The organism is Pseudomonas jinjuensis, from assembly GCF_900103845.1.
Taxonomy (GTDB): domain Bacteria; phylum Pseudomonadota; class Gammaproteobacteria; order Pseudomonadales; family Pseudomonadaceae; genus Pseudomonas; species Pseudomonas jinjuensis.
Genome location: NZ_FNIJ01000015.1, coordinates 12,982 through 35,496, shown reverse-complemented (window position 1 = coordinate 35,496; position 22,515 = coordinate 12,982). Strand labels below are relative to the sequence as shown.

The 22,515-nt window shown below is 68.5% G+C and carries 18 protein-coding genes; 3 read left to right on the top strand and 15 right to left on the bottom strand.

Translation table 11 applies throughout. The annotated features are described in order from the left end of the window. Window positions 1-6: 6 nt before the first annotated feature. The 6 genes from cobN to rnd all read right to left on the bottom strand — a co-directional run bounded on the left by cobN (window position 7) and on the right by rnd (window position 9,251). Complete coding sequence (gene cobN / locus BLR75_RS19835) at window positions 7-3,924, bottom strand: cobaltochelatase subunit CobN (RefSeq protein ID WP_084313797.1); 3,918 nt, start codon at window positions 3,922-3,924, stop codon at window positions 7-9. An 82-nt stretch (window positions 3,925-4,006) separates the two neighbouring features. Beyond that, the gene (locus tag BLR75_RS19830) at window positions 4,007-5,899 is read right to left on the bottom strand and encodes a TonB-dependent receptor plug domain-containing protein (RefSeq protein ID WP_084313798.1); all 1,893 of its coding nucleotides are present in this window, start codon (window positions 5,897-5,899) and stop codon (window positions 4,007-4,009) included. A gap of 232 nt (window positions 5,900-6,131) precedes the next feature. After that, window positions 6,132-6,581, bottom strand: a complete 450-nt coding sequence (locus tag BLR75_RS19825; protein ID WP_084313799.1) for a YcgN family cysteine cluster protein — start codon at window positions 6,579-6,581, stop codon at window positions 6,132-6,134. 89 nt (window positions 6,582-6,670) lie between these two features. Continuing rightward, window positions 6,671-7,603, bottom strand: coding sequence for a D-2-hydroxyacid dehydrogenase (locus BLR75_RS19820; protein WP_084313800.1), 933 nt, complete (start codon window positions 7,601-7,603; stop codon window positions 6,671-6,673). A gap of 224 nt (window positions 7,604-7,827) precedes the next feature. Beyond that, window positions 7,828-8,121: a YcgL domain-containing protein gene (locus BLR75_RS19815; protein ID WP_084313801.1), complete on the bottom strand. Its 294-nt coding sequence runs from the start codon at window positions 8,119-8,121 to the stop codon at window positions 7,828-7,830. Further along, window positions 8,118-9,251 carry a ribonuclease D gene (rnd, locus tag BLR75_RS19810; RefSeq protein ID WP_090416137.1) on the bottom strand — a complete coding sequence of 378 codons (1,134 nt, stop codon included), beginning with the start codon at window positions 9,249-9,251 and terminating at the stop codon, window positions 8,118-8,120. Before rnd ends, BLR75_RS19815 begins: the two co-directional genes overlap by 4 nt. A 254-nt stretch (window positions 9,252-9,505) precedes the next feature. Here rnd and BLR75_RS19805 point away from each other — a divergent pair, with 254 nt between their 5' ends. The 3 genes from BLR75_RS19805 to BLR75_RS19795 all read left to right on the top strand — a co-directional run bounded on the left by BLR75_RS19805 (window position 9,506) and on the right by BLR75_RS19795 (window position 12,620). Beyond that, window positions 9,506-10,360: a sulfurtransferase gene (locus tag BLR75_RS19805; RefSeq protein WP_084313803.1), complete on the top strand. Its 855-nt coding sequence runs from the start codon at window positions 9,506-9,508 to the stop codon at window positions 10,358-10,360. 294 nt (window positions 10,361-10,654) lie between these two features. Continuing rightward, window positions 10,655-11,134, top strand: a complete 480-nt coding sequence (locus BLR75_RS19800) for a hypothetical protein (protein ID WP_084315493.1) — start codon at window positions 10,655-10,657, stop codon at window positions 11,132-11,134. 166 nt (window positions 11,135-11,300) lie between these two features. Further along, window positions 11,301-12,620 carry an outer membrane protein transport protein gene (locus BLR75_RS19795; protein WP_084315495.1) on the top strand — a complete coding sequence of 440 codons (1,320 nt, stop codon included), beginning with the start codon at window positions 11,301-11,303 and terminating at the stop codon, window positions 12,618-12,620. Window positions 12,621-12,678: 58 nt separating this feature from the next. Here the strand turns inward: BLR75_RS19795 and BLR75_RS19790 are convergent, their stop codons facing one another. The 9 genes from BLR75_RS19790 to BLR75_RS19750 all read right to left on the bottom strand — a co-directional run bounded on the left by BLR75_RS19790 (window position 12,679) and on the right by BLR75_RS19750 (window position 22,503). Continuing rightward, window positions 12,679-13,227 carry a glutathione peroxidase gene (locus BLR75_RS19790; protein ID WP_084315497.1) on the bottom strand — a complete coding sequence of 183 codons (549 nt, stop codon included), beginning with the start codon at window positions 13,225-13,227 and terminating at the stop codon, window positions 12,679-12,681. Window positions 13,228-13,404: 177 nt separating this feature from the next. Further along, entirely contained in the window at window positions 13,405-14,610 is a 1,206-nt protein-coding gene (locus BLR75_RS19785) for an MFS transporter (protein WP_084315499.1), read from the bottom strand. Between the two features lie 66 nt (window positions 14,611-14,676). Further along, window positions 14,677-15,093 (bottom strand): MarR family winged helix-turn-helix transcriptional regulator, encoded by a 417-nt coding sequence (locus tag BLR75_RS19780; protein WP_084315501.1) that lies wholly within the window; start codon window positions 15,091-15,093, stop codon window positions 14,677-14,679. A gap of 142 nt (window positions 15,094-15,235) precedes the next feature. After that, on the bottom strand, window positions 15,236-16,273 hold the full coding sequence (locus BLR75_RS19775) for a zinc-dependent alcohol dehydrogenase family protein (protein WP_084315503.1): 1,038 nt from the start codon (window positions 16,271-16,273) through the stop codon (window positions 15,236-15,238). An 82-nt stretch (window positions 16,274-16,355) separates the two neighbouring features. Beyond that, entirely contained in the window at window positions 16,356-16,685 is a 330-nt protein-coding gene (locus tag BLR75_RS19770; protein ID WP_084315505.1) for a hypothetical protein, read from the bottom strand. 141 nt (window positions 16,686-16,826) lie between these two features. Then, on the bottom strand, window positions 16,827-17,933 hold the full coding sequence (locus BLR75_RS19765; protein ID WP_084315507.1) for an NADH:flavin oxidoreductase/NADH oxidase: 1,107 nt from the start codon (window positions 17,931-17,933) through the stop codon (window positions 16,827-16,829). Between the two features lie 96 nt (window positions 17,934-18,029). Continuing rightward, on the bottom strand, window positions 18,030-19,391 hold the full coding sequence (locus BLR75_RS19760) for an efflux transporter outer membrane subunit (RefSeq protein WP_084315509.1): 1,362 nt from the start codon (window positions 19,389-19,391) through the stop codon (window positions 18,030-18,032). Beyond that, the gene (locus tag BLR75_RS19755) at window positions 19,388-21,340 is read right to left on the bottom strand and encodes an ABC transporter permease (RefSeq protein ID WP_217633622.1); all 1,953 of its coding nucleotides are present in this window, start codon (window positions 21,338-21,340) and stop codon (window positions 19,388-19,390) included. Before BLR75_RS19755 ends, BLR75_RS19760 begins: the two co-directional genes overlap by 4 nt. Continuing rightward, window positions 21,337-22,503 carry an efflux RND transporter periplasmic adaptor subunit gene (locus tag BLR75_RS19750; RefSeq protein ID WP_174688590.1) on the bottom strand — a complete coding sequence of 389 codons (1,167 nt, stop codon included), beginning with the start codon at window positions 22,501-22,503 and terminating at the stop codon, window positions 21,337-21,339. The genes BLR75_RS19755 and BLR75_RS19750 overlap by 4 nt, the downstream gene beginning before the upstream one ends. Between the last annotated feature and the right edge of the window lie 12 nt (window positions 22,504-22,515).

Below are 22,515 nucleotides of genomic sequence, written 5' to 3'. Positions count from 1 at the left end.
TGAACGTTAGCGATAACCGGCGCGGCGGGCCGATTGCCGCCACAGGCCGGACAACAGTGCGGCGAGCATCAGCGCCAGGACCGGCAACATGGACCAGTCCGGCACCGGCTCGGCGGCGTTCGCCTGTTTCTCCAGGCGCACGCCGCTCACCTCCCGGGTTGGCGCGGCGTTCGGCACGGAAGCCTCGGGCTGCGCCTCGTTCGCCGGCGCGGCGGCCGGGTTCAGTCCGTAGCCCGCGGCGGCCTGTTCGACGAATTCGCGGAAGCGGCTGTTTTCGCTGCTCGCGTCGTGCTGCCGGGCCAGTTCCTGCCAGCGCTGCGCCAGTTGCTGCAGGGTCTGCGCATCCGCCGACCAGTACTCCTTGCGCGCCGCCTCCAGCATGCGTTCGATGATCTGCGCCTGGGCCTGTGGATGGTTCTTCTCGAACCACTCCTGCATGCCGAGCTGGTACTTGTCGTCGACATACACCGCCTTGAACTCGTCCCACTGGTCGTTGCGCACGGTTTCCGGCGCGGTCACCTGCCAGCCCCACAGGTTGTTGGCGGTATCCAGTATCTCCAGCGCGCCGCTGTAGCCTTCCTGCTGCATCTGCCTGATCCAGCCGGGGTGGAAGTAGCGGGCGCGCAGATCCCTGGCGAGGAAGCCGGCGGCGGTTTCGCTGCGCGGATTGTCGGCATCGCGCAGGTTGGAGATGAACAGCTCGGGCGATTTGCCGCTCAGGTGGCGCACGGCCAGGCCGATGCCGCCGAGATACTGGAAGGGATCGTCGGTGGTGAGCATCCCGTAGAGGTTCGACGAGCGCGACAGCACCGCGCCCTGCACGCCGCGGAGATGCTCGGCGTAGGCGTTGACCTGGCCCTTCGTCCCCCATCGGCTGGAATCCGGGCCGTAGGCGAACTGCATGCGCTCCAGGTAGAGGCTGGCCAGCTTGCTCTCGCCTTCACCGCGGGACTGGCCGCCGGCAGCGGTCTCGCCCCAGGTGTCCGAGGCCAGGGTGGCGTCGCTCAGCCCGGTGCCGTAGCTGCCCGACTCGGAGGAGAAGATCCGCGTCCGTGCCGCGTCCGCGGCATCGGCGGCGTTCATGCCCTTCGCCAGCAGCGCCTGCTCCACCGCCTGGCTGTGCGCGGCGATGGCGTTGTCGGGTTCGTCCAGCTCGCTGCCCTGGCGCGCCGCCTCTGCCAGCCATTTCATGATGTTGGGGAAATGGTCGCGGTACAGGCCGGTCACCGAGACCACCGCATCGACGCGCGGCCGCTGCAGTTCCGCGGCAGGAATCCTCTCGATGCCGATGACCCGGCCGCCGGCATCCCACTTCGGCTTGAAGCCCATCACCGCCAGCACCTGGGCCTCCAGCACGCCATAGTGGCGCATGGTTTCCACCGACCAGAGGGAGAACGCCAGCTTGTCCGGGAAGGCGCCGTGCTCGTCCCGGTATTGCGCGATCAGCTTCTCGGCGGCCTCGCGGCCAGCCTCCCAGGCCTGCGGCGTGGGCACGCGGGACGGGTCGAAGCCATACAGGTTGCGCCCGGTCGGCAGGCTGTCGGGATTCCTGATCGGATCGCCACCGTAGGAGGTGGCGATGTGGCGGCCGTCCAGGGCGGCGAAGAAACCTTGCAGTTCCTGCTTGCCGGCCAGCGCCTGCCAGTATTCGCGGCCCTTGCGCTGCAAGTCCTGCTGGGTGGCATCGGCCGCCACCGGCTGCTGCTGGCGGACGTGCCGGTCCAGCCATTGCCAGACGTCGGTCTGCTTCAGGCGCTGGTAGTCGCCGGCCAGCTGTTCCTCCGGGTCCTGCGGATGCAGGGCGGCCAGCAGCGGCTTGCCGAGCATCTGCATGACGGTGAACAGGCGCAGGTCCTCGTCCGCCGTGCGGCCGAAGGTCGCCAGCCCCAGCGGTTGCTGGTAGAGCGCCAGCTCGTGCAGGTGCACATGCAGGGCGTCGACGAAGGCCGGGAAGTTGGCGGCGATGGCCGGCTCGGCCCAGCCCATGTCCTTGCCGACGTTCAGTTCGCCAGCCAGGCTGCGAATCCGCTCGGCGTTCTTGTTGCGCACCTCGCCTTCGCTCATGTTCAGCCACTGGTGCAGCAGTTCGTGAAGCTGGTTGATCTCGCCATGCAGCCCGGCCGGCGAGAAGGTCGGCGTGGCATGGCTGATGGTCACCCCGCGCCCGCGCCGCTTGACCTGCAACGCCTCGCCGATGTTGTCGACGATGTACGGATAGATGACTGGCGTGTCGCCCACCACCAGGTAGGGATAGTCCTGCACCGACAGGCCGCGCTCCTTGCCGGGCTGCCATTCGTAGGTGCCGTGGGTGCCCAGGTGCACCAGCGCATCGCTGGCGGCCGGCTCCCGGGCCCAGAGATAGGTGGCCAGGTAGCTGTGCGAAGGCGGCACCTTGGTGTCGTGGTACAGGGCCTTTTCCCGGTCGTCCAGCCGCTCGCCCCGTGGCGGCTGCGGCAGCAGGACGACATTGCCCAGGCGCAGGCGCGGCACGGCGAAATAAGCCTTGTCGCCCTCCCTGACCAGCAGCCCGGCCTTCTCCGGCGTTCCCCAGCGCTGCTCGATCGAGCGCCGCAGCGCTTCCGGCAAGGTCGCGAACCAGGCCTCGTAGCGCTCCAGCGGCAGCCGTTCCGCCAGGTCGCGGGAGAGCAGTTCCGGCAGGGCGCCGTCGCGGTAGAACGGCGCCAGCAGCGCCGACAGCTGCTCGATCAGCGCCTGCTCGTCGCGCGTCTCGACCTCGTATCCACGCTCGCGGAACGCCGCGAGCAGGGTTTCCAGGCTGCGCGGTACGTTGAGGAAGGAGGCGCCGAGGTTCTTTTCCCCCGGCGGATAGTTGTAATAGAACACCGCCACCTTCTTTTCGGCGTTCGCCGTCCGCTGCAGGCGGATCAGCGCCAGCGCCTTGCCCACCAGGGCACTCAGCTGCCGGTCGATGCCGACGATGTCGCCATCGGCCTTGCGGGTATAGGCGCTGATCAGCGGGTCGACCACCCCGGCATACTCCGGCTGCGCCAGGTAGAACGGGATGTCCTGGGCGTCCAGCACCACCGGGTCGGCCTCCCAGTCCGCCTGCTCGCCCTTGCGATAGGGCATGGCCTGGAGCACCGGCAGGCCCAGGCTCTCGAATTCGGCCTTGCGCCCTTCGCCGTTGAGCATGATCTGGGTGTTGATCAGCACCCCATCCAGCGGCTTGCCGCGCAACGACAGCATGCGGGTGATTTCGCCGTTGGCCATGGCCGGCACGTAGAACGCCAGGGGCAGCGCGCCAGACTTCTCGATCCGCCGCAGCGTTTCGTCGATGAAGCCGGTCAGGCCGGAATCCAGGTAGCTCTTGTGGAACAGCACGGCGACCAGCGGTGGCGGCGCAGCTGCATCGACGCCCTTCCAGCGCAGGTAGTCCGCCAGGTCGGCGAAGATCCGCGCGGAATAATCCGGGTGATAGATGCCCGACTCCGGATAGCGCACCGGTGCCGCGCAGTCCGCCGTGCCCAGGCCGAACACCTGGCGGTTGAGCTGGCAGAAGAATCCGGCGAAGTTGGCCGGGCCGCCGTTGTGGTAGTACTCGTACAGCTGCGTGGCGAGCGCCGGGTCGATGCCCCGGGCCTCGGCGCCATCCGCCCGGAACCAGACCCAGGGCGTGCGCAGTTGCGGCAGCAGGGGCGACAGCGCCCGCTGGGCCGCGCCCAGGGCGGCGCCATAGGGCGCATCGATGACCAGCAGGTCGTGCTTCGCCAGGTCGCCCGGGGTCAGCGCGGCACCCGGCTGGTTGACGAAGCGGTAATCCATGGCGAGCCCCTGCGCCTGCGCCAGGTCGACCATCCGCTGGTACTTGCCGGCCTGCAGTGGCGGCGCGCTGAGGAACAGCACGCTCTTCGCCGCATATGCTGGCGTGCAGGCCAGCGCCAGCAGCCAGACGAACCACGACATCAACCTCACCCGCATTCCCTGTAGCTCCCCTCGCCAACAATCAAATGGCTGCCGGCCCTCGCGACCGGCAGCCGGAAAAACCTCAGAAACTCATGTCCAGCGCCAGGTAGGCGGAACGCTCGGCCTCGGCGTAGCCGAACAGCGGCGACTTGTCCTCCAGCCGCACGTCGCTGGCGTTGAGCAGGCCGGCGCGCAGCCTCAGGTTGTCGTTCACCCGGTAGCTGCCGGTGAGATTCAGCAGGGTGTAGTCCGGCACCTTCTCCTGGCCGTCGTTGCCGCTGAGATACTGCTCGCCGGTGTATTGCGCGCTGAGCTGGAAGCCCCAGGGGCCGCCGTTCCACTCCAGGGTCGGGGTCATGCTGACCTCCGGGCGGCCGTTCAGCTTGTCGTCGGTGTCATCGTTGCGGGCATCGAGATAGAGGAAGCTGGCGGAAAGGGCGAAGCCGTACCCCAGCGCCTGCCACGCCGAAGCCTCGAAGCCGTCGATGGTGGCCCTGGAGATGTTGTCGTAGATGTAGAAGCGGCGCGGCCCCACCTGGCGGAGCAGGCGGTAGTCGATCAGGTCCTCGACATCGTTGTGGAACAGGGTGGCGGTGTAGGCGCTGCCCTCCCGCCGCCAGTCCACGCCCAGCTCGTAGGAACGGCTGGTTTCCGGCTGGATGTCCGGGTTGCCGTAGAAGGTGTGCGGCCCTTCGGCGCCGACGTAGTTCGGCGAGATCTGCTTCAGGGTCGGCGCGCGGAACGCCTCGCCGTAGCCGGCCTTGAAGGTCAGGTCCGGGGTAGCCCGCCAGACCAGGTAGGCGCGCGGACTGGTCTCCGAACCGAACATCTCGTGGCGGTCGAGCCGCGCGCCGAGGGTCAGCGCCCAGTCTTCGGCCAGCGACACCTCGTCCTGCAGGTAGATGGCCTGGTGGATGGCTTCGTCCGAGCCGCCGACCAGGCCGGCGTTCTCCGGTTCCTCTTCGCGATATTCGCCGCCGAGGGTGACGAAGTGCCGCTCGCCCAGGGCGAAGGCCAGGCTGCCATCGGCGATATCGTCGCGCAGCGCCTGCGGCCGGGTGGTAGCGATGCCCATGCTGCGCCGGTTGGCGACATCGAACTTCGAGCGCGTATAGCGCAGCTCCGAACGCACCTGGCTCCATTGCCCCGTGTAGCCGAGGGATTCCTGGCTGCGGTCGATGTCGTACTGGTCGCGGAACTCCGTGGCGCCCCGCAGATCGTGGCGCCAGCGTTCCTCGTCGCTGCGCAGCAGGTCGAAGGTCAGGTCGTGCCCTTCGGTCAGCTGGTAGCCCAGCGACAGGCTGCCGGTCTGCCGCGCCTGGCCCTCGATTTCCGAGAAGCGGTGGTCTTCCTCCAGCGGCGTGGCGCCCCTGCGCAGGTCCTCCGCGCTCAGTTCCAGGCTCAGGCCGCCGCCCAGCGGGCCGCCCGCCAGCGCCGACAGCACATGGCCATCGCCCGCGCCGGAATCGCCGCGCAGCGAACCATTGCCGTGCCACTGCGGCGTGGCCTTGCGGGTGATGATGTTGACCACGCCGCCCATGGCCTCGGAACCATAGAGTGCCGACATGGGGCCGCGGACCAGCTCGATGCGCTCCACCTGGTCCATCGACACCCAGCCGTACTGGTAGTCCGAATGGCCGATCACGTCGTCGGTGGAGGAAATCCGCCGGCCATCGATCAGCACCAGGGTGTGGCGATCCTCCATGCCGCGGATGGTGATGTTCTTCCGCCCGCCGACCTGGCGCCCGGTCAGGGTGATGCCCGGCAGGCCGCGCAGGGCTTCCAGCAGGTTGGTCGCACCCTTGGCCTGGATTTCCTCGGCGCTGATCACGGTCACCGACGCTGGCGCATCGGCCACGGCATGTTCGGTCTGGCTGGCGGTGATGGTGGTCGGATTGAGCTCGAAGGCATCGGTCGCGCAGGCACCGAAGGGCGCCACGGCGGAAAGGACAGCGGGCAAGGCCAGCTTGCGCATATTCAACTCCAACAGGATGGGCTGTTAGCGGCTGGCTTGGGACGAGGCCCTGGCTGGCTGAAGGGAATCCACGCCGGCTGGTTTCAGCCGGTGGAAAAAGTTGCGGCGCAGAATAAGAGAATCAATCTCAATCGAAAATGATTCTCGTCAATTTTTGAGGCGAAACAGGAATGGGTACCCACAGTGGCGCGGAAACGCGCACCACCGCGGGCATGGAGGGTTCGGGACGGGTCTAGCCGGCGCGGAAGATCAGATAGTCCTCCCAGTCGTCCTCGGCCACCTGCGTCTCGCTGAGCATGCGGCCGGACTGGGAGATGCGTTCGTGGTGCACCGCGTCGGGGTCGCCGCAGACCAGGTGGTGCCAGAGCGGCAGGTCCTTGCCCTCGGAAACCAGGCGGTAGGCGCAGGTCGGCGGCAGCCACTGGAACTCGTCGGCCTGCGCCGGGGTGAGCTGGATGCAGTCGGGCACGCTGGCGCGGCGGTTGGGGTAGTCGGTGCAGCGGCAGGTCTTCAGGTCGAGCAGTTTGCAGGCGATGCGCGTGTAGTAGACGCTGCCGTCGTCCTCGTCCTCGAGCTTCTGCAGGCAGCACAGGCCGCAGCCGTCGCAGAGCGACTCCCATTCATCCTGATCGAGCTGGGCGAGGGTCTTGCGTTTCCAGAAGGGTTCGACTTTGGCGGCCATTTTCTTTGTGGGGGCATTTCACGGGGGCGCCAAGTCTATGCCCGCAATGGTCGCCGGCCAAGCGCAGGCGACCATTGGCTATTTATTGATCAATAGCCGCGGGTGAAATCCACTTCGCCGCGCATGCCCTGCCCGGCCCAGAAGCGCGCCAGGTTGTCGCGGAACAGCTGCACCATCGGCCCCGGCAGGGTCGGCGCCGCGGTGTGCCCGGTGAGCAGCAGGCGCGGGGTGTGCCAGAACGGATGGTCGGCCGGCAGCGGTTCCTGGCGGCAGACGTCGATCACCGCGCCGGCCAGCTGGTTGGCCTCCAGCGCGGCGGTCAGGTCGGCATCCACCACCGAGGTGCCGCGCCCGGCGTTGATGAACAGCGCGCCGGGCTTCATCCGGTTGAACAGCGCAAGGTTGTAGATGTCGCGGGTATCGGCGGTATCCGGCAGCAGGTTGACCACGTAGTCGGCGGTCTGCACCAGCCGCGGCAGGTCGTCCAGCGAACCCATGCGCTGGAACGGCGAGATCTGGCGCGGGGTCTTCGCCACGCCGACCAGTTCGACGCCGAACGGCAGCAGCATGTGCGCCACCGCCTGGCCGATCTCGCCGGTGCCGACGATGAGTATCTGCCGGCCATGCAGGCTGCCCGGCAGGCGGTCGTCCCACTGCGCGCCGACCTGGCTGGCCAGGCGGCCGAGCATCTGCCGCTCGTGGGCTAGCAGGTAGGTCAGCAGGTATTCGCTCATCACCTGGCCGAAGATGCCCACGGCGCGGGTCAGCGCGTAGTCCTTGGGCAGGTCGTCGGCGAGCAGCGGGGTGATGCCGGCCCAGGTCGACTGCACCCACACCGGGTGCACGCCCTTGCGCAGCATCCGTGCGACCAGGTCCGGCTCGCCCAGCCACACCGGGCAGGTGGCGGCTTCGTCCTGCAGGGCGTCGGGATTGGCGCCGGAAACCAGCTTGAGCTCCGGTTCGGCCGCGGCGACCAGGGCGGCGTACAGCTTGTGTTCACGATCGAGAATGAGCACTCGCATGATCTAGACCGCACTAACCGCTGGCCTGGACGGCAGCATCGGGTACATGGTGATTCGCTTCATGAAGTCATCCCTGTGGATTCGGCGAAAGGGCGAGCGGCAAAAATGACGGAAATAGACACGACCCTTGTCAGAATGTTCCGTAGCGCTCCGTTTGCCTGCCCATAATGCTCCCAAGCCGCGAGCCTGCACAGTGCCATCGCCATGACACTGTCGAAGAAACCTCAGAGCGGGTCGTTCATGCGCAACAGCTCTTCCGGCAGGTGCTCGATGTATTCGTCCTCGGCCGGCGGCATCTGCAGGTGGAAGCCCTGCTTGTCGATGTTTTCCAGCACCTTGCCGATGTCTTCCCGCGCCAGCTGGCGCTCGGGGGTCAGCAGCAGGTCGAAGCAGTGCTGCGGTGCGCCGAAGGCCGCCAGCAGCGCCTCGGGCACGCGTTGCAGGGCATCGCGCTTGTCGACGTACAGGTACATCTCGTTCCTGCGCGGACTCTTGTAGATGGAGCAGATGCGTTTCATGGGGTCTCCGCGGTATTCACACAGTCCAGCAAGGCCTGGCCCATCAGGTCGCGGCGCCAGCCTTGCAGGGAATCGGGCAGCCGGTAGGGGCCGTTGGGGTAGCCGGTCTTGATCAGGGCTTCGAGGACTTTCTTGCGCAGCATCAGCTCCGGCGCCATGTCCAGGCGCTCGGCCTCGCGCTGGCCGATCGCGCGCAGCTGCTTGAGCAGCGCCGAAACCTCGCGCGGCAGCGGCTCGGGCAGGGCCTCGGGCCAGGTCTCGGGCGGCAGCGCGGCGGCGTGGGCGATCAGCGCGATGAGGCTGTCGCCGTCCTGGCGCACGGTGCGCGGGTGCATGTCCTCGATGCGCGCCAGGGCGACCTTGTCGCGCGGCTGCAGGCGCGCCAGCGGCCACAGCGTGTGCTCGCGCAGCACGTGGTTGCGCGGCCGGTTGCGCAGGCGCGCCTGTTCCTCGCGCCAGACGCACAGTTCGCGCAGCACCGCCAGCTGCGCCGGAGCCAGTTTCCAGGCCAGCTTGACGTCGCGGTAGGCCTCCTGCGGGTCGCTGACGCGGGTCTGGTTGCGCACCAGGTCGGCGCCGTCGGCCAGCAGCCAGGCGCGCTTCTCATCGCTCAGGCGGGCGTCGAGCTTCAGGTAGATTTCCGCCAGGTGCTGCACGTCCTCGGCGGCGTAGCGCACCTGCATGTCGGTGAGCGGACGCTGCAGCCAGTCGGAACGGGTCTCGTCCTTGGGCAGGTCGACGTCGAGCAGTTCCTTGACCAGCTTCGAGTAGCCCATGGAATGCGCCATGCCCAGGTAGGCGGCGGCCAGCTGGGTGTCGAACAGCGGCTGCGGCAGGCTGCCGGTCAGGCGCTGGAACACTTCCAGGTCCTCGCCGCAGGCGTGGAACACCTTGACCACCGCCGGCGCTTCGAGCACGGCGGCGAACGGCGACCAGTCGCGGATCAGCAGCGGGTCGACCAGCCAGGTCCGCTCGCCGTCGCCCACCTGCACCAGGCCGGCTGCCGGATAGAAGGTATCGACACGCATGAACTCGGTATCGAGGGCGAGGTACGGCCGTTGCTTCCAGTCCCGGCATTGCTGCGCAAGGCTGGCATCGTCGCGAATCCACTGGATATCGAGTGCGCTCACGAACATCTCCCAGGTTTCAAGTGCGGCGCATTATATAGAGCCGGCCGCGCGCATGCGGGCCTCTTCAAGCGAGAATAGTTGCGCAGGGGCGACCCGGGATCACTTCGGCGCCAGCGGTCGCTGCGGGACGGACGATGGTCAAGCGGCTGAAGGCCCGACACGCGGAAACTCCCAATGAACCGGGGAGCGCAGCGAAAGTCGTCGAACAGGCCTTATGATGCCAGACGATCCCGACACGACACAGGAGCCCGTCCATGCCCCTCGCCCGCCTGCTCAGCCCGCAGCATCTGGCTGCCCGCCTGGAGGACCCCGACCTGGTGGTCCTCGACTGCCGTTTCTCCCTCGACGATCCCGGCTACGGCGCCCGCGCCCATCTGGAGAACCACATCCCCGGCGCACTTTACGCCGATCTGGAGCAGGACCTGTCCGGCCCGGTGATCAAGGGCGTCACCGGCCGCCATCCGCTGCCCGACCCGGCGGAACTGGTGCAGCGCCTGCGGGCCTGGGGTGTGGATAACCAGAGCCAGATCGTGCTCTACGACGACGGCCCCGGCGCCTTCGCCGCCCGCGCCTGGTGGCTGCTGCTGTGGCTCGGCAAGCGCGATGGCGTCTACCTGCTGGACGGCGGCCTGGCCGCCTGGCGCGCCGCCGGCCTGCCGCTGACCACGGCGGAAATCACCATCATCCCGGGGGATTTCGAAGGCGAGCCGGACGACAGCCTGCTGATCGACGCCGCCGGACTCGGCGCCCTGCTCAACGACCCGCAGCTGCCGCTGATCGATGCCCGCGCCCAGCCGCGCTTCCGTGGCGAGGTGGAGCCGATCGACCCGGTCGCCGGGCATATCCCCGGCGCCCAATGCGCGGCCTTCACCGACAACCTCGATGGCGAGGGCCGCTTCCTGCCGGCGGAACAGCTGCACCAGCGCTTCGCCGCCCTGCTGCGCGGGCGCCCGGCGGAAGAGCTGGTGGCCTACTGCGGCTCGGGGGTGACGGCCTGCCACAACCTGTTCGCCCTCAGCCTCGCCGGCTATCCCCTGGGGCGCCTGTATGCGGGTTCCTGGAGCGAATGGATCACCGATGCGCGGCACCCGGTCGCCACCGGCGACTGAACCGCAGTCCCGCAGGGCGGGTGCAACCCGCCGTTTCCACACGCGGAATCCGGCGGGTCGCACCCGCCCTGCGCGCTGCCAATTCGAGTGTCATGAACCGCCGGTTAATTTCCGCAGGGCATATGGGAAATAACCTGAGAATCAAAACAATTTAAAAACAGGCCTTTACAGCACAAAGATCGCACTACACTTCAAATCGAGCGGCTAAGTCCGCTTACGGCGGGGCCCAGGAGAACGATCAGAAGCTGCCAATGCCGCCCAGCCCCGCCGTCTAATTCAGAAGACGAGGCCGATATGGGAATTGCCGCCAGCGATCTGTGCCAGCACGTGATCCGCCCTACCCTCCTCTACCTGGAGCGTCACAGTGCCGCAGCCGAGGCGCTGCTGCTCGGTACCGCGGCGTGCCAGTCGGCCCTCGGCAGCGCCCTCGACGATCGTCACGGACACGGCCTGTTCCGCATCAGCGAACGCCGCCACCAGAGCCTCTGGGACCGCTACCTTGCGCTCGATCCGGACCTCGCCAGCCGGGTCCGCGGCCTGGCCAGCCAGCACGCCTTCCTCGCTGCGCCGCACCTGGAGCTGACCGTCAACCTGCGCTACAGCACCGCCATCGCCTGGATGCTGATCGAAGCCGAACAGTTGCCGCTGCCCCACGCCAGCGACCATCTCGGCCAGGCGCGCATCTGGCGGCGGGTGTTCCATCCCAATGGCTGCCTGCACGATTTCACCGATGCCTGGCAGAACTTCATCGGCAACCTGAGCCTGGCCGCATGAGATTCATTAAATGACCAAACGGTCAGAATCAATTTCACCGCAACAAAGCCTTAGATAGTCGCCGTTTCTGCTCAATACCCCGAAATAGAGCACAACTTAGCCTACTACCAATCGACTGGAAATCTTGGTAGCTTGCGCGGCGTTAACCACAGGAGTTGCTCTTACAATGAAAACAACGTGGCTTAAATCCACCCTGGCACTGACCATTGGCGCCCTCTCCGGGCAAGTTCTTGCCAACGGCTTCGCGATCAACGAACAGAGCGTCAGCACCGCCGGCACCGCGTACGCCGGCCGCGCCTCGACCCCCATCGACGCCAGCACCCTCTACGGCAACCCGGCCGGCCTGAGCAAGCTCAAGCGCACCGAGGTCAGCGGCGGTCTGGCGCTGGTCGCCGCCAAGGACGACATCAGCGACGCCCAGGGCGGTTCGCGCAGTTCCACCGGCGCCTTCGGCACCAGCAAGGGCGATTCGGTCCCGCTGAGCGCGGTGCCGTTCGGCTACTTCTCCACTCCGCTGGACGACAAGGTCACCTTCGGCCTGGGCATCTACGCGCCCTACGGCATCGTCAACGACTACGAAAGCAGCTTCGCCGGTCGTTCCCACGGTTCCAACAGCCGTATCCGCGTGATCACCATCCAGCCGACCCTGGCCTACAAGTTCAACGATCGCGTCTCCGTCGGCTTCGGCCCGACCATCAACCGCATCGACGGCCAGCTGGACAGCGACCTGAACACCGCCGTCATCCCGGCCGCACTGGGTGGCAACGGTGGCGACACCGCCATCCGCATCAAGGGCGACGACGTCGCCACCGGCTTCAACCTCGGCGTGATGGTCGACCTGAGCGACGACACCACCTGGGGTGCGACCTACCACTCGCGGGTCAAGTACGAGCTGGAAGGCGACACCAAGATCCGCAACGCTCCGCCGGCTCTCGGCGGCGACCTGCTGAGCGGCAAGTACGATGCCCAGCTGGACGTCACCCTGCCGGAATCGGTGGATACCTCCATCACCCACAGGCTGGACGATCGCTGGACCCTCTATGCAGGCGCCACCTGGACCCGCTGGAGCCGCCTGCAGTCCATCGAAGTGCAGAACAGCGGACTGCTGCCGCCCTTCCAGGGGAATTTCGGCACCCTTAGCGAAGAGCTGAACTGGAAGGACACCTGGTCCGGCGCCATCGGTGCGTCCTACCAACTGGACAAGCAGTGGGTGCTGCGCACCGGTTTCGCCTACGACCCGTCGCCGACCAGCAACGAGGACCGCACCGTGCGCATCCCGGTGGGCGACCGCAAGGTCTTCACCCTGGGCGCCGGCTACTCGCCGAACGACGACCTGACCATCGACGTCGCCTACGGCTACCTGTGGGAGAACACTGCCGGCGTGAATCACCCCGCCGGGGACAATCCGCTCCTGCAGCCGGCCTACCACGCCAAGTACGACAACACGGCGCACATCCTGGGCACCCAGCTGACCTATCGCTTCTGATAGCGACGCAAATGAAAAAGCCGGGACTCGTTCCCGGCTTTTTCGTTTCCGCCTCGCCTCACTGGCTGGCGATCGCCTTCTCCACCGCGGCCTGCAGCGCAGGATCGTCCGGCGTGGTCTTGCTGGAAAACTGGCCGACCACCCTGCCCTGGCGGTCCACCACGTACTTGAAGAAGTTCCAGCGCGGCTCCTGGCCGCTCTGCTCCCGCAGCTCGCGGAACAGCGGGATCGCCTCGTCGCCGGTGACGTGCTGCACGGCGGTCATGTTGAAGGTCACGCCGTAGTTGCCGTAGCAGACCTTGGCGGTCTCGACGTCGCTGGCGGCCTCCTGCTTGAAGTCGTCCGACGGCACGCCCAGCACTTCCAGCCCCTGGTCCCTGTAGCGCTGGTAGAGCGCCTCCAGCCCCTTGAACTGCGGGGTGTAGCCGCAGTGGCTGGCGGTGTTCACCACCACCAGCGGCTTACCGGCGTAGAGCTTGCAGAGATCCAGCGACTCCTTCGAGCGCAGCTTCATCAGTTCGCCCTGCAGCAGCGGCGGGCAATCCGCCGCCTGCGCGACGGTCAGCGGAAGCAGGGCAAGGGCGAGCAATGACAGGACGGCACGCATGACGAAAGTCCTCCGGTGATTTCCGCCACGCTACCCTGCCCGCGCCCCAGCGGCAAACCTTTCAGCAGCCGAAACCGAGCTGCATCAGCGCCATCCCGCCGCGCTGCCAGCCCCACCAGGCGAGGCCGAGCAGCAGCGCGGTGCCGACCGCGAAGAGCAGCCACAGGCGAGTGCGGGTCATGCCGCCTCCATCTCGCGCAAACGTTCCACCGGACGTTCGCGCACCGGCCAGTTGAGCAGCCCGGCGAGCAGGCTGAGCAGGATGGACACCTGCCATACCAGATCATAGTTGCCGGTATGGTCGTAGACGTAGCCGCCCAGCCAGCCGCCGAGGAAGGCGCCGATCTGGTGGAACAGGAAGACGATGCCGCCGAGCATCGACAGGTTGCGCACGCCGAACAGGGTCGCCACGGTGCCGTTGGTCAGCGGTACGGTGGACAGCCACAGCAGGCCCATGGCGATGCCGAAGGCGTAGGCCGTCCACACGCTCAGCGGCGTCCAGACGAAGGCCAGGATCACCACCCCACGGATCAGGTACAGCGCGGTGAGCAGGCGCGGCTTGGAAAAGCGTCCGCCGAGCCAGCCGGCGATGTAGGTGCCGAAGATGTTGAACAGCCCGACCAGCGCCAGCACCGTGGTGCCGACCGTGGCCGGCAGATGGCTGTCGACCAGGTACGCAGGCAGGTGCACGCCGATGAACACCACCTGGAAGCCGCAGACGAAGAAGCCCAGCGCCAGCAGCCAGAAACCGGAGTGACTGCAGGCCTCGCGCAGCGCCTCGCCCAGGGTCTGCTCGTGGCCCTGCACCGGCAGCGGCTTGTCGCGCATCAGCCCGGCCAGCGGGACGATCGCCGCCACCAGCAGGCCGAGGGCGAGCAGCGCCGCCGACCAGCCCAGCCAGCTGATCAGGCCCAGCGTGCCGGGCAGCATGGCGAACTGGCCGAAGGAGCCGGCGGCGGCGGAAATGCCCATCGCCAGGCTGCGCTGCTCGATCGGCACCGCGCGGCCCACCGCGCCGAGGATCACCGAGAAGGAGGTGCCGGACAGGCCGATGCCGATCAGCAGGCCGGCGCTCAGCGACAGGCTGCTCGCCGATTCCGCCGAGCCCATCAGGACCAGCCCCAGGCAGTACAGCAGCCCGCCGACGGCCACCACCCGCGCCGCGCCGAAGCGATCGGCCAGCGCCCCGGTGAACGGCTGGGCGATGCCCCAGATCAGGTTCTGCAGGGCGATGGCGAAGGCGAACACCTCGCGCCCCCAGCCGAATTCGGCGCTCATCGGCGCCAGGAACAGGCCGAAGCCATGGCGGATGCCCAGTGAAAGGGCAAGGATCAGGGCACCGGACAACAGAATCCAGAAGCCCGCACGCGATTGGCTGGTCATCGGCCACTCCATCTTGCGGGTATATACCCGCACCTATCGTTGATCATCCCCCGCCGGGCATTCCGCTCAGCCGAGGTTCTCCAGTTCATCCAGCAAGGCCATCAACTGCGCCCGCCGCTCTTCGCCCAGGCGGTCGGCCACCTGCTGCTGCGCGGAATGCCAGGCATGCTCGCCCTGCTGCAGGCGCTGGCGGCCAGCGGCGGTCAGCACGACGATGCGATTGCGCTGGTCCGCGCCGTCGTCGCCCAGGCTCACCAGCCCCTCCGCCTGCAGGGGCCGCAGGTTGCGCCCCAGGGTGCTGCGATCCAGCCCCATCGCCTGGGCCAGGCAGGAAATGCTCGGCTGGTCGAGGCGCGCCAGATGACGCAGCAGGGAGAACTGCGCGGTGGTCAGTCCGATCTCCTGCAGGGCGTCGTCGTAGATGCGGGTGACGCCACGGGCGGCACGGCGCAGCTTGGTGCAGAGGCATTGGGTCTTCAGCATGATGCGTGTATATACCCGCGTTTGTCCGGGGTCAAGGAATCGTTGGTCGTAGGGGATGGACGCGGGAGCGTGGGAACGATAAGGAACCGCGGGCCTGGACGCCCCCTGTAGGAGCGGGCCATGCCCGCGAAAAGGCCTTTCCTCACGCCTCGATGATCATCTTCAGCGCCTTGTTCTCCGCCGCCTTGCCGAAGGTGTCATAGGCCTCGAGGATGTCCGCCAGGGCGAAGTGGTGGGTGATCAGCTGCTCCGGCTGCAGCTTGCCGGCCTCCACGCTCTTCAGCAGCATCGGCGTGGTCACCGCGTCCACCAGGCGGGTGCGCAGGGTGATGTTGTGCGACCACAGCCGCTCCAGGTGCAGCTCCACCGGCTTGCCGTGCACGCCGAGCACGGCGATGTCGCCGCCGGGGGCGATGATCGATTCGCAGAGGGTGAAGGTCGCGGGCACGCCGACCGCCTCGATGGCGCTGTCCACGCCGAGGCCGCCGGTCAGCGCCATGACCTTTTCCACCAGTTGCCCGTCGCCGGCGTTCAGGCAGTCGCTGGCGCCGAAGCGCCGGGCCACTTCCAGGCGGTTGTCGTCGAGGTCGATCATGATGATCCGCGCCGGCGAGTAGAACTGCGCGGTGAGCAGCGCCGCCAGCCCCACCGGCCCGGCGCCGACTATGGCCACGCTGCCGCCCGGCTGCACCCGGCCGTTGAGCACGCCGCATTCGAAGCCGGTGGGCAGGATGTCGCTGAGCATCACCATCGCCTCCTCCTCCACCCCGGAGGGGATGTGATAGAGGCTGGTGTCGGCATGGGGAATACGCACCTTCTCGGCCTGGGTGCCGTCGATCAGGTGGCCGAGGATCCAGCCGCCGGTGCGACAGTGCGAGGTCATGCCCTTGCGGCAGAAATCGCACTTGCCGCAGGAGCTGATGCAGGAAATCAGCACGCGGTCGCCGGGCTTGAACTGGCTGACCGCCGCGCCGACCTGCTCGACCACGCCGATCCCCTCGTGGCCGAGGATGCGGCCGGGCTCGCAGGTCGGCACATCGCCCTTGATGATGTGCAGGTCGGTGCCGCACAGCGTGGTTTTCACCAGCCGCACCACGGCGTCGCCGGGCTGCTGCAGTTGCGGATCGGGGCGTTCTTCCAGGGCGATGTCACCGACACCGCGATAGACCAGGGCTTTCATCGGAGGGACTCCTTCAGGGAAAACTCCCTTCAGGCTAGCCGCCAACGCCGGACCCATGGCCGATCCCGATCAACCGCAGCGCCTATTCGGCGGTGGGCAGCTCGGTGATGTGGATTTCGGTGATCAGTTCCGGGCTCTGCGCCTGCACCTGCTGCCACGGCGGGAAATAGCGCGACAGCGAGCCGATCAGCTCCCACTGGCTGTCCAGGTCGCCGGCCAGATGGGCGATGTCGCCGAGGACGTTCTGCCCGACCCGCTGCAGATGCGGATCGGCGCTCTGGCTGAGTTCCACCGAGAGCTGGGTGACCAGCGCGCTGATGTTGGACATGTTGCGGGTTGCCAGGGCCAGGATGTTCGCCAGCAGGGCGAGGCCGGACTCCGGCAGGTTCGGGGGGAGATCGTTTGCATCCATGCTGATACCTGTCGGGAAAGCTGCGTAATCCGTACGCGAGGCCCCGAGAGTAGCAAATCTGCGACACGCATCACATTGAAAACGCCACAGCTGCGACAACCGGCCGGCCCCTCCCCGGCCTGCCGGTTGCCGGACAGGGGTTCAGGCGCCGACGAACGGGCTGCGCTTCGGCGTGCCGCGCTGCGCCGCGCGCAGGTATTGCGGCGGCCACGGCACCTGCTGGCCGCCCAGCTCGTCGGCGGCGTGCAGCGGCCAGTACGGATCGCGCAGCAGTTCGCGGGCGAGCAGGATCATGTCGGCCTGGCCGGTGCGCAGGATGTGCTCGGCCTGCACCGGCTCGGTGATCATGCCCACCGTGCCGCTGGCGACGCCCGCCTCCTTGCGCACCCGCTCGGCGAACTGGGTCTGGTATCCCGGGCCCACCGGAATCTCCGCGTTCACCGCGGTGCCGCCGGAGGACACGTCGATCAGGTCGACGCCCAGGTCCTTCAGGCGCCGCGCCAGCTCCACCGTCTCGTCCGGGTTCCAGCCGTCCTCCACCCAGTCGGTGGCCGACAGGCGCACCAGCAGCGGCAGCTCTTCCGGCCAGACATCGCGCACCGCCCTGGTCACTTCCAGCAGCAGGCGGATGCGGTTCTCGAAGCAGCCGCCGTAGTTGTCGCGGCGCTGGTTGGAGAGCGGCGAGAGGAACTGGTGCAGCAGGTAGCCGTGCGCGGCGTGCACCTCGACGATCTTGAAGCCGGCCGCCAGCGCCCGCTCGGCGCCCCGCACGAACAGCTGCAGCACTTCGCCCAGCTGTTCTTCGGTCAGCGCCATCGGCGTGGTGTGCTGCGGATCGAAGGCGATCGCCGAAGGCGCCAGCGGTACCCAGCCGCCTTCGCCGATCGGCACCGAGCCGTGCTTGCCCAGCCACGGCGCCCAGGTGCTGGCCTTGCGCCCGGCGTGGGCCAGCTGCACGCCGGCCACCGCGCCCTGGGTCTCGATGAAGCGGGTGATCCGCCGCAGCGGCTCGATCTGCTCGTCGCTCCAGATCCCCAGGTCCTGATCGGTGATCCGCCCTTCCGGGCTGACCGCGGTCGCTTCGACTATCACCAGCCCGGCGCCCCCGACCGCCCGGCTGCCGAGGTGTACCAGGTGCCAGTCGTTGGCCAGCCCATCTACCGCCGAGTACTGGCACATCGGCGAGACCGCAATGCGGTTGGGCAGGGTGAGATTGCGCAGGGTCAAGGGCTCGAACAACTGGCTCATGGCATCACTCCGTTCGGTCTTTGTACGAATGGTCCGACACTTTCAAATGTAGACCGGGTTGGCGAACCGAAGCGGAGCAAAATCGGCACTGCAGTCTCAGCCCTCCTCCTTCCAGCCCCCGCCAAGCGCCTTGTACAGCGCCACGCTGGCCTGCAGCCGCGCCTGCCACAGCACCGCCTGCAGGTCCTGGGCGGCGTACAGGGTGCGCTGGGCGTCGAGCAGGGTGAGCAGGTTTTCCGCGCCGGCGCGGTAGCGCGAGTCGGCCAGGGCGAAGGCCAGCCGCGCCTGATGAACCTGTTCATCCTGCGCCTGCAGCCGAGCGTCGAGGCCGGCGATGGCGTTGAGGCCGGACTCCACCTCGGCCAGCGCCACCACGATGCTCTGCCGATAGTCGGCGAGCAGCTCGGTGCGCCGCGCGTCGGCCTGGTCGCGCAGGGCGGACAGCTGGCCGCCGTCGAAGATCGGTGCCAGCAGCGCGGCGGAGAGTTCGTGGAACGGGTCGTCGAGCAGGCTGCCGATGCGCTCGCTGGCGAAACCGCCACCGGCATTCAGCACCACGCGCGGGAACAGCGCCGCCCGGGCCGCGGCCAGGTCGGCATCGGCGGCGGCCAGCTGCGCCTCGGCGCGGGCGATGTCCGGGCGGCGTACCAGCAGTTGCGCCGGCACGCCGCTGTCGATGCGCGGCGCCGCCAGTCCCTCCGGCAGCGCACCGGCCAGGTGCAGCGACTGCGGCGCCAGGCCGAGCAGCACGCCGAGGGTGACTTCGCTCTGGTTCAGCTGCTGGCGCAGGGCGGCCACTTCACCGCGCCGCCCGGCCACCAGCGCGCGCTGCTGGGCCAGTTCCAGCGGCATGGCGGCGCCGGCGCGTTCGCGGGACTCCAGGGTGGCGAGAATCCGTTCGGCGCTCGCCAGGTCGAGCTCGGCGATGCGCAGCCGCTCGCCGAAGCCGGCGCGCTCCAGCCAGGCCGTGGCGACGGCGGCGGTGAGGCTCAGGCGCAGGGTGTCGAGGTCGAAACGCGAGGCGCGCCACTGCTCGCCGGCGGCATCGCGCAGGGCGCGGTTGCGGCCCCAGAAGTCCACCTCGTAGCTGGCCTCCAGCGCGGCGCGGTAGTCGTGGCTGGAGTCGCCGTGCCTGACGTCGTAGCGCGACGCGCGCAGCACGCCGTCCAGCGTCGGCAGCAGCGCCGCCCCGGCCAGTTGCACGCCGGCGCGGGCCTGGCGCAGGCGCGCCTCCGCGGCCTGCACGTCATGGCTGTCGCGGCGGGCGCGCTCGACCAGCAGGTCCAGTTCGGCGCTGCCGAAGCGCTTCCACCACTCGGCATCCACCGCATCGGCCTCGCCCGGCACGGAATAGCGCCACTGCGCCGGCAGCTCGGCGGACGGCGCGGGGAGCGGCGGATCGCCGGCGCAGCCGGCCAGCGCCAGGAGCATCCCCAGCGATACTGCCGTACGCCTCATGCATCGCTCCCCAGCGCCACCACCGGATCGAGCCGCGCCGCCTTGCGCGCCGGGGCGAAGCCGAACACCAGCCCGGTCGCCAGCGCGCAGGCGAAGGCGCCGAGGATCGCCGTCAGCGAGAACACCACCGGCACCCCGGCCGCCAGCAGCACGCCGCCGATGGCCAGGCCGATCGCCACGCCGATGGCGCCGCCGACCACGCTGAGCAGCACCGATTCGCTGAGGAACTGGCGCAGGATGTCGCTCTGCCGCGCCCCGGTGGCGACGCGGATGCCGATCTCGCGGGTGCGTTCGCGCACGGTCATCCACATCACGTTCATCACGCCGATGCCGCCGACCAGCAGCGACACCGCGGCGATCAGGCCGAGCATCAGGGTCATGCTGTCCTGCGCCTGGGCCTGCGCCTGCAGCTTGGCGGCGGCGTTGCCGATGGAGAAGTCCTTGCGCCCGTGGCGCTCCAGCAGCAGTTCCTGCATGTCCCGTTCGGCGCGTTCGACCAGCTCCGGCGCAGCGGCGTCGATCACCGCGTAGTCGGGGTGGCTGAACCCCTTGTAGACCCGCGCGCGGCCGGCCTGGTAGGGGATGAAGATCATCTCGTCGTAGTCCTCGACGCCGGAGTCGGCGCCCTTTTCCTTCATCACCCCGATCACCTCGAACAGCGCGCTGCCGACCAGGATCTGCCGGCCCAGCGGGCTGTCGCCGTCGGGGAAGAAATGCTTCCAGGCCTTGTGCCCGAGCACCGCCAGCGGCGCCAGGGCGCGGTCCTCGCTGGCGTTGAAGAAGCGCCCCTGGACCACCGGCCAGCGGTGGATGGCGGGCATGTCCTCGGTGCAGGCGAAGGTGTAGATGGATTTCGACAGGTTGCCGCGGCGCACCGTCAGCGGGTCGCCGATCACCGGCATGGCGTGGCGGATCGACCTGAGGCCGGCCAGCGCCTCCAGGTCGTCGAGGGTCACGTCGCCCCGCGGCCCGCCCTCCGGCGGATGGTCGCCGCCGAGGTACATGATGGTGGCGCCGAGGGAAGCCATCTGCCGCACCACCTGCTGCTTGGTGCCCAGGCCGATGGCGAGCATGGCGATCACCGAGGCCACGCCGATGACGATGCCGAGCAGGGTCAGCGCGGTGCGCAAGCGGTTCAGCCACATCACCCGCCAGGCCGAACGCAGCGCCTCGCCGAGATCGGCGGAGAGGCTGGCGCCGGTGGACTGGCGGGCGCCGGCCAGGTCAGGCACGGGCAGCGCCTGCTGCACCGGCGCGCTGCCGGAATCGCTGACCACCCGGCCGTCGAGGATCTCGATGACCCGCCGCGCCCGCGCCGCCACCTGGCGGTCGTGGGTGATCAGGATCAGCGTGTGGCCCTCGGCGGACAGTTCGTCGAGCAGCGCCATCACTTCCTCGCCGCTGCGGCTGTCCAGCGCGCCGGTGGGCTCGTCGGCGAGGATGATGCGGCCGCCGTTCATCAGCGCGCGGGCGATGGAAACCCGCTGCTGCTGGCCACCGGAAAGCTGGTTGGGGCGATTCTCCAGGCGCTCGCCGAGGCCCAGCCGGCCGAGCAGTGCGGCGGATCGCGCGGCACGTTCGGCGGCGGAACGACCGGCATACACCGCCGGCACCTCGACATTCTCCCGCGCGCTGCAGGTGGGGATCAGGTGGTAGCCCTGGAACACGAAGCCGAAGGCCTCGCGGCGCAGCCAGGCCAACTGGTCGTCGTCCATGGACGCCACGTCGACGCCGGCGAAGCGGTAGCTGCCGAAGCTGGGCCGGTCGAGGCAGCCGAGCACGTTCATCAGCGTCGACTTGCCGGAGCCCGAGGCGCCGACGATGGCGACGAACTCGCCGGCCTCGATGCGCAGCGACACGCCGTGCAGCACCCTGACCTTCGGGCTGGCGCCGCCGCCATATTCCTTGCCGATGTCGTCCAGCTCGATCAGCGCGGGCTGCGCACTCACCACTGGAACCTCCGCGGCCGGTCGTCCGGGTCCAGCTCGCCGAGCACCAGGGTTTCGCCGCCGGCCAGGCCGTCCAGCACCTCGCCGTCGAGACGGTTGCGCACGCCGATGCGCAGCTCGCGCGGCTTCGCCCTGCCGTCCTCCAGTACCCGCGCGCGATAGCTGCCGCGTTCGCCGGGCACCGCCTCCAGCGCGGCCAGCGGCACCCGCAGCACGTTCTTCGCGGTGGCGTCGACGAAGGACACCTGGGCGGTCATCTGCGGCATCAGAGCGCCGTCGGCGTTGTCCACGTCGAACAGCACGGTGTACTGCACCACCTTGCTGGCGCTCGCCGCCGCGGCCTCGCCGCCTTCCGCGGGCTTCGGTTCCTGCGGCGCCGGCAGCACCTGGCGGACGCTGCCGCTCCAGCTGCGTCCCTCGCCGCCGAGGGTGGTGAAGCGCACCGGCATGCCGACCCGCACGCGGCCGACGTCGGCTTCGGACACGTCGGTCCATACGGTCATCGACGCCAGGTCGGCGATGCGCAGCAGTGCCGGGGTCTGGTAGGTGGCGTTGAGGGTCTGGCCCTCCTCGGCGATCAGCGAGATCACCGTGCCGGCGATCGGCGCGTAGATGCGCGTGTATTCCAGCTGGGTGCGGTCGGCGCCGAGGGTCGAGCGGGTCTGGCGGATCTTCGCTTCCAACTGGCGGATGCGCGCCGCCGCCACCTTGTGCTCGGCCTCGGCGACCTGCACGTCTTCCAGCCGCGTCGAACCGTCGCCGAGCATGCGCTGCTGGCGCGCCTGCTGCTGCGCCGCCAGTTCGAGGCGGGCGCGCTGCTCGGCGAGCTGCGCCTGCAGGTCGGCCAGCTGCGCCTCGCCGGCATCCACCGTGGCCTGGGGAATCCGCGGGTCGATCTCGGCGAGCAGCTGTCCCCTGGCGACCACGTCGCCGGCCTTCACGTGCAGCCGGTCGATCTGCCCGGACACCCGCGCGCCGACTTCCACCTGGGTGCGCGGCCGCAGCGTGCCGATGGCGTTGACCAGCGCTTCGATATCGCCGCGCTCCACCGCTTGCGTCCGATACTTCGCGCCATCGGAACCGAACGACCAGCCGAGACCGCCCAGCAGGACCAGCGCCAGCACCACCAGACCGATCAGCCGGCCCCGCCTGTACCGCAACATCACGACTTCCTT

Excerpts from the sequence above, each read along its gene's own strand:
- BLR75_RS19800 (WP_084315493.1), top strand. The coding sequence starts at position 10,655 with ATGGGAATTGCCGCCAGCGATCTGTGCCAGCACGTGATCCGCCCTACC.
- BLR75_RS19750 (WP_174688590.1), bottom strand. The coding sequence starts at position 22,503 with ATGTTGCGGTACAGGCGGGGCCGGCTGATCGGTCTGGTGGTGCTGGCG.
- BLR75_RS19825 (WP_084313799.1), bottom strand. The coding sequence starts at position 6,581 with ATGGCCGCCAAAGTCGAACCCTTCTGGAAACGCAAGACCCTCGCCCAG.
- BLR75_RS19770 (WP_084315505.1), bottom strand. The coding sequence starts at position 16,685 with ATGGATGCAAACGATCTCCCCCCGAACCTGCCGGAGTCCGGCCTCGCC.
- BLR75_RS19790 (WP_084315497.1), bottom strand. The coding sequence starts at position 13,227 with ATGCGTGCCGTCCTGTCATTGCTCGCCCTTGCCCTGCTTCCGCTGACC.
- BLR75_RS19820 (WP_084313800.1), bottom strand. The coding sequence starts at position 7,603 with ATGCGAGTGCTCATTCTCGATCGTGAACACAAGCTGTACGCCGCCCTG.
- BLR75_RS19780 (WP_084315501.1), bottom strand. The coding sequence starts at position 15,093 with ATGCTGAAGACCCAATGCCTCTGCACCAAGCTGCGCCGTGCCGCCCGT.
- BLR75_RS19805 (WP_084313803.1), top strand. The coding sequence starts at position 9,506 with ATGCCCCTCGCCCGCCTGCTCAGCCCGCAGCATCTGGCTGCCCGCCTG.
- BLR75_RS19830 (WP_084313798.1), bottom strand. The coding sequence starts at position 5,899 with ATGCGCAAGCTGGCCTTGCCCGCTGTCCTTTCCGCCGTGGCGCCCTTC.
- BLR75_RS19760 (WP_084315509.1), bottom strand. The coding sequence starts at position 19,391 with ATGAGGCGTACGGCAGTATCGCTGGGGATGCTCCTGGCGCTGGCCGGC.
- BLR75_RS19765 (WP_084315507.1), bottom strand. The coding sequence starts at position 17,933 with ATGAGCCAGTTGTTCGAGCCCTTGACCCTGCGCAATCTCACCCTGCCC.
- BLR75_RS19815 (WP_084313801.1), bottom strand. The coding sequence starts at position 8,121 with ATGAAACGCATCTGCTCCATCTACAAGAGTCCGCGCAGGAACGAGATG.
- BLR75_RS19785 (WP_084315499.1), bottom strand. The coding sequence starts at position 14,610 with ATGACCAGCCAATCGCGTGCGGGCTTCTGGATTCTGTTGTCCGGTGCC.
- BLR75_RS19775 (WP_084315503.1), bottom strand. The coding sequence starts at position 16,273 with ATGAAAGCCCTGGTCTATCGCGGTGTCGGTGACATCGCCCTGGAAGAA.
- cobN (WP_084313797.1), bottom strand. The coding sequence starts at position 3,924 with ATGTCGTGGTTCGTCTGGCTGCTGGCGCTGGCCTGCACGCCAGCATAT.
- BLR75_RS19795 (WP_084315495.1), top strand. The coding sequence starts at position 11,301 with ATGAAAACAACGTGGCTTAAATCCACCCTGGCACTGACCATTGGCGCC.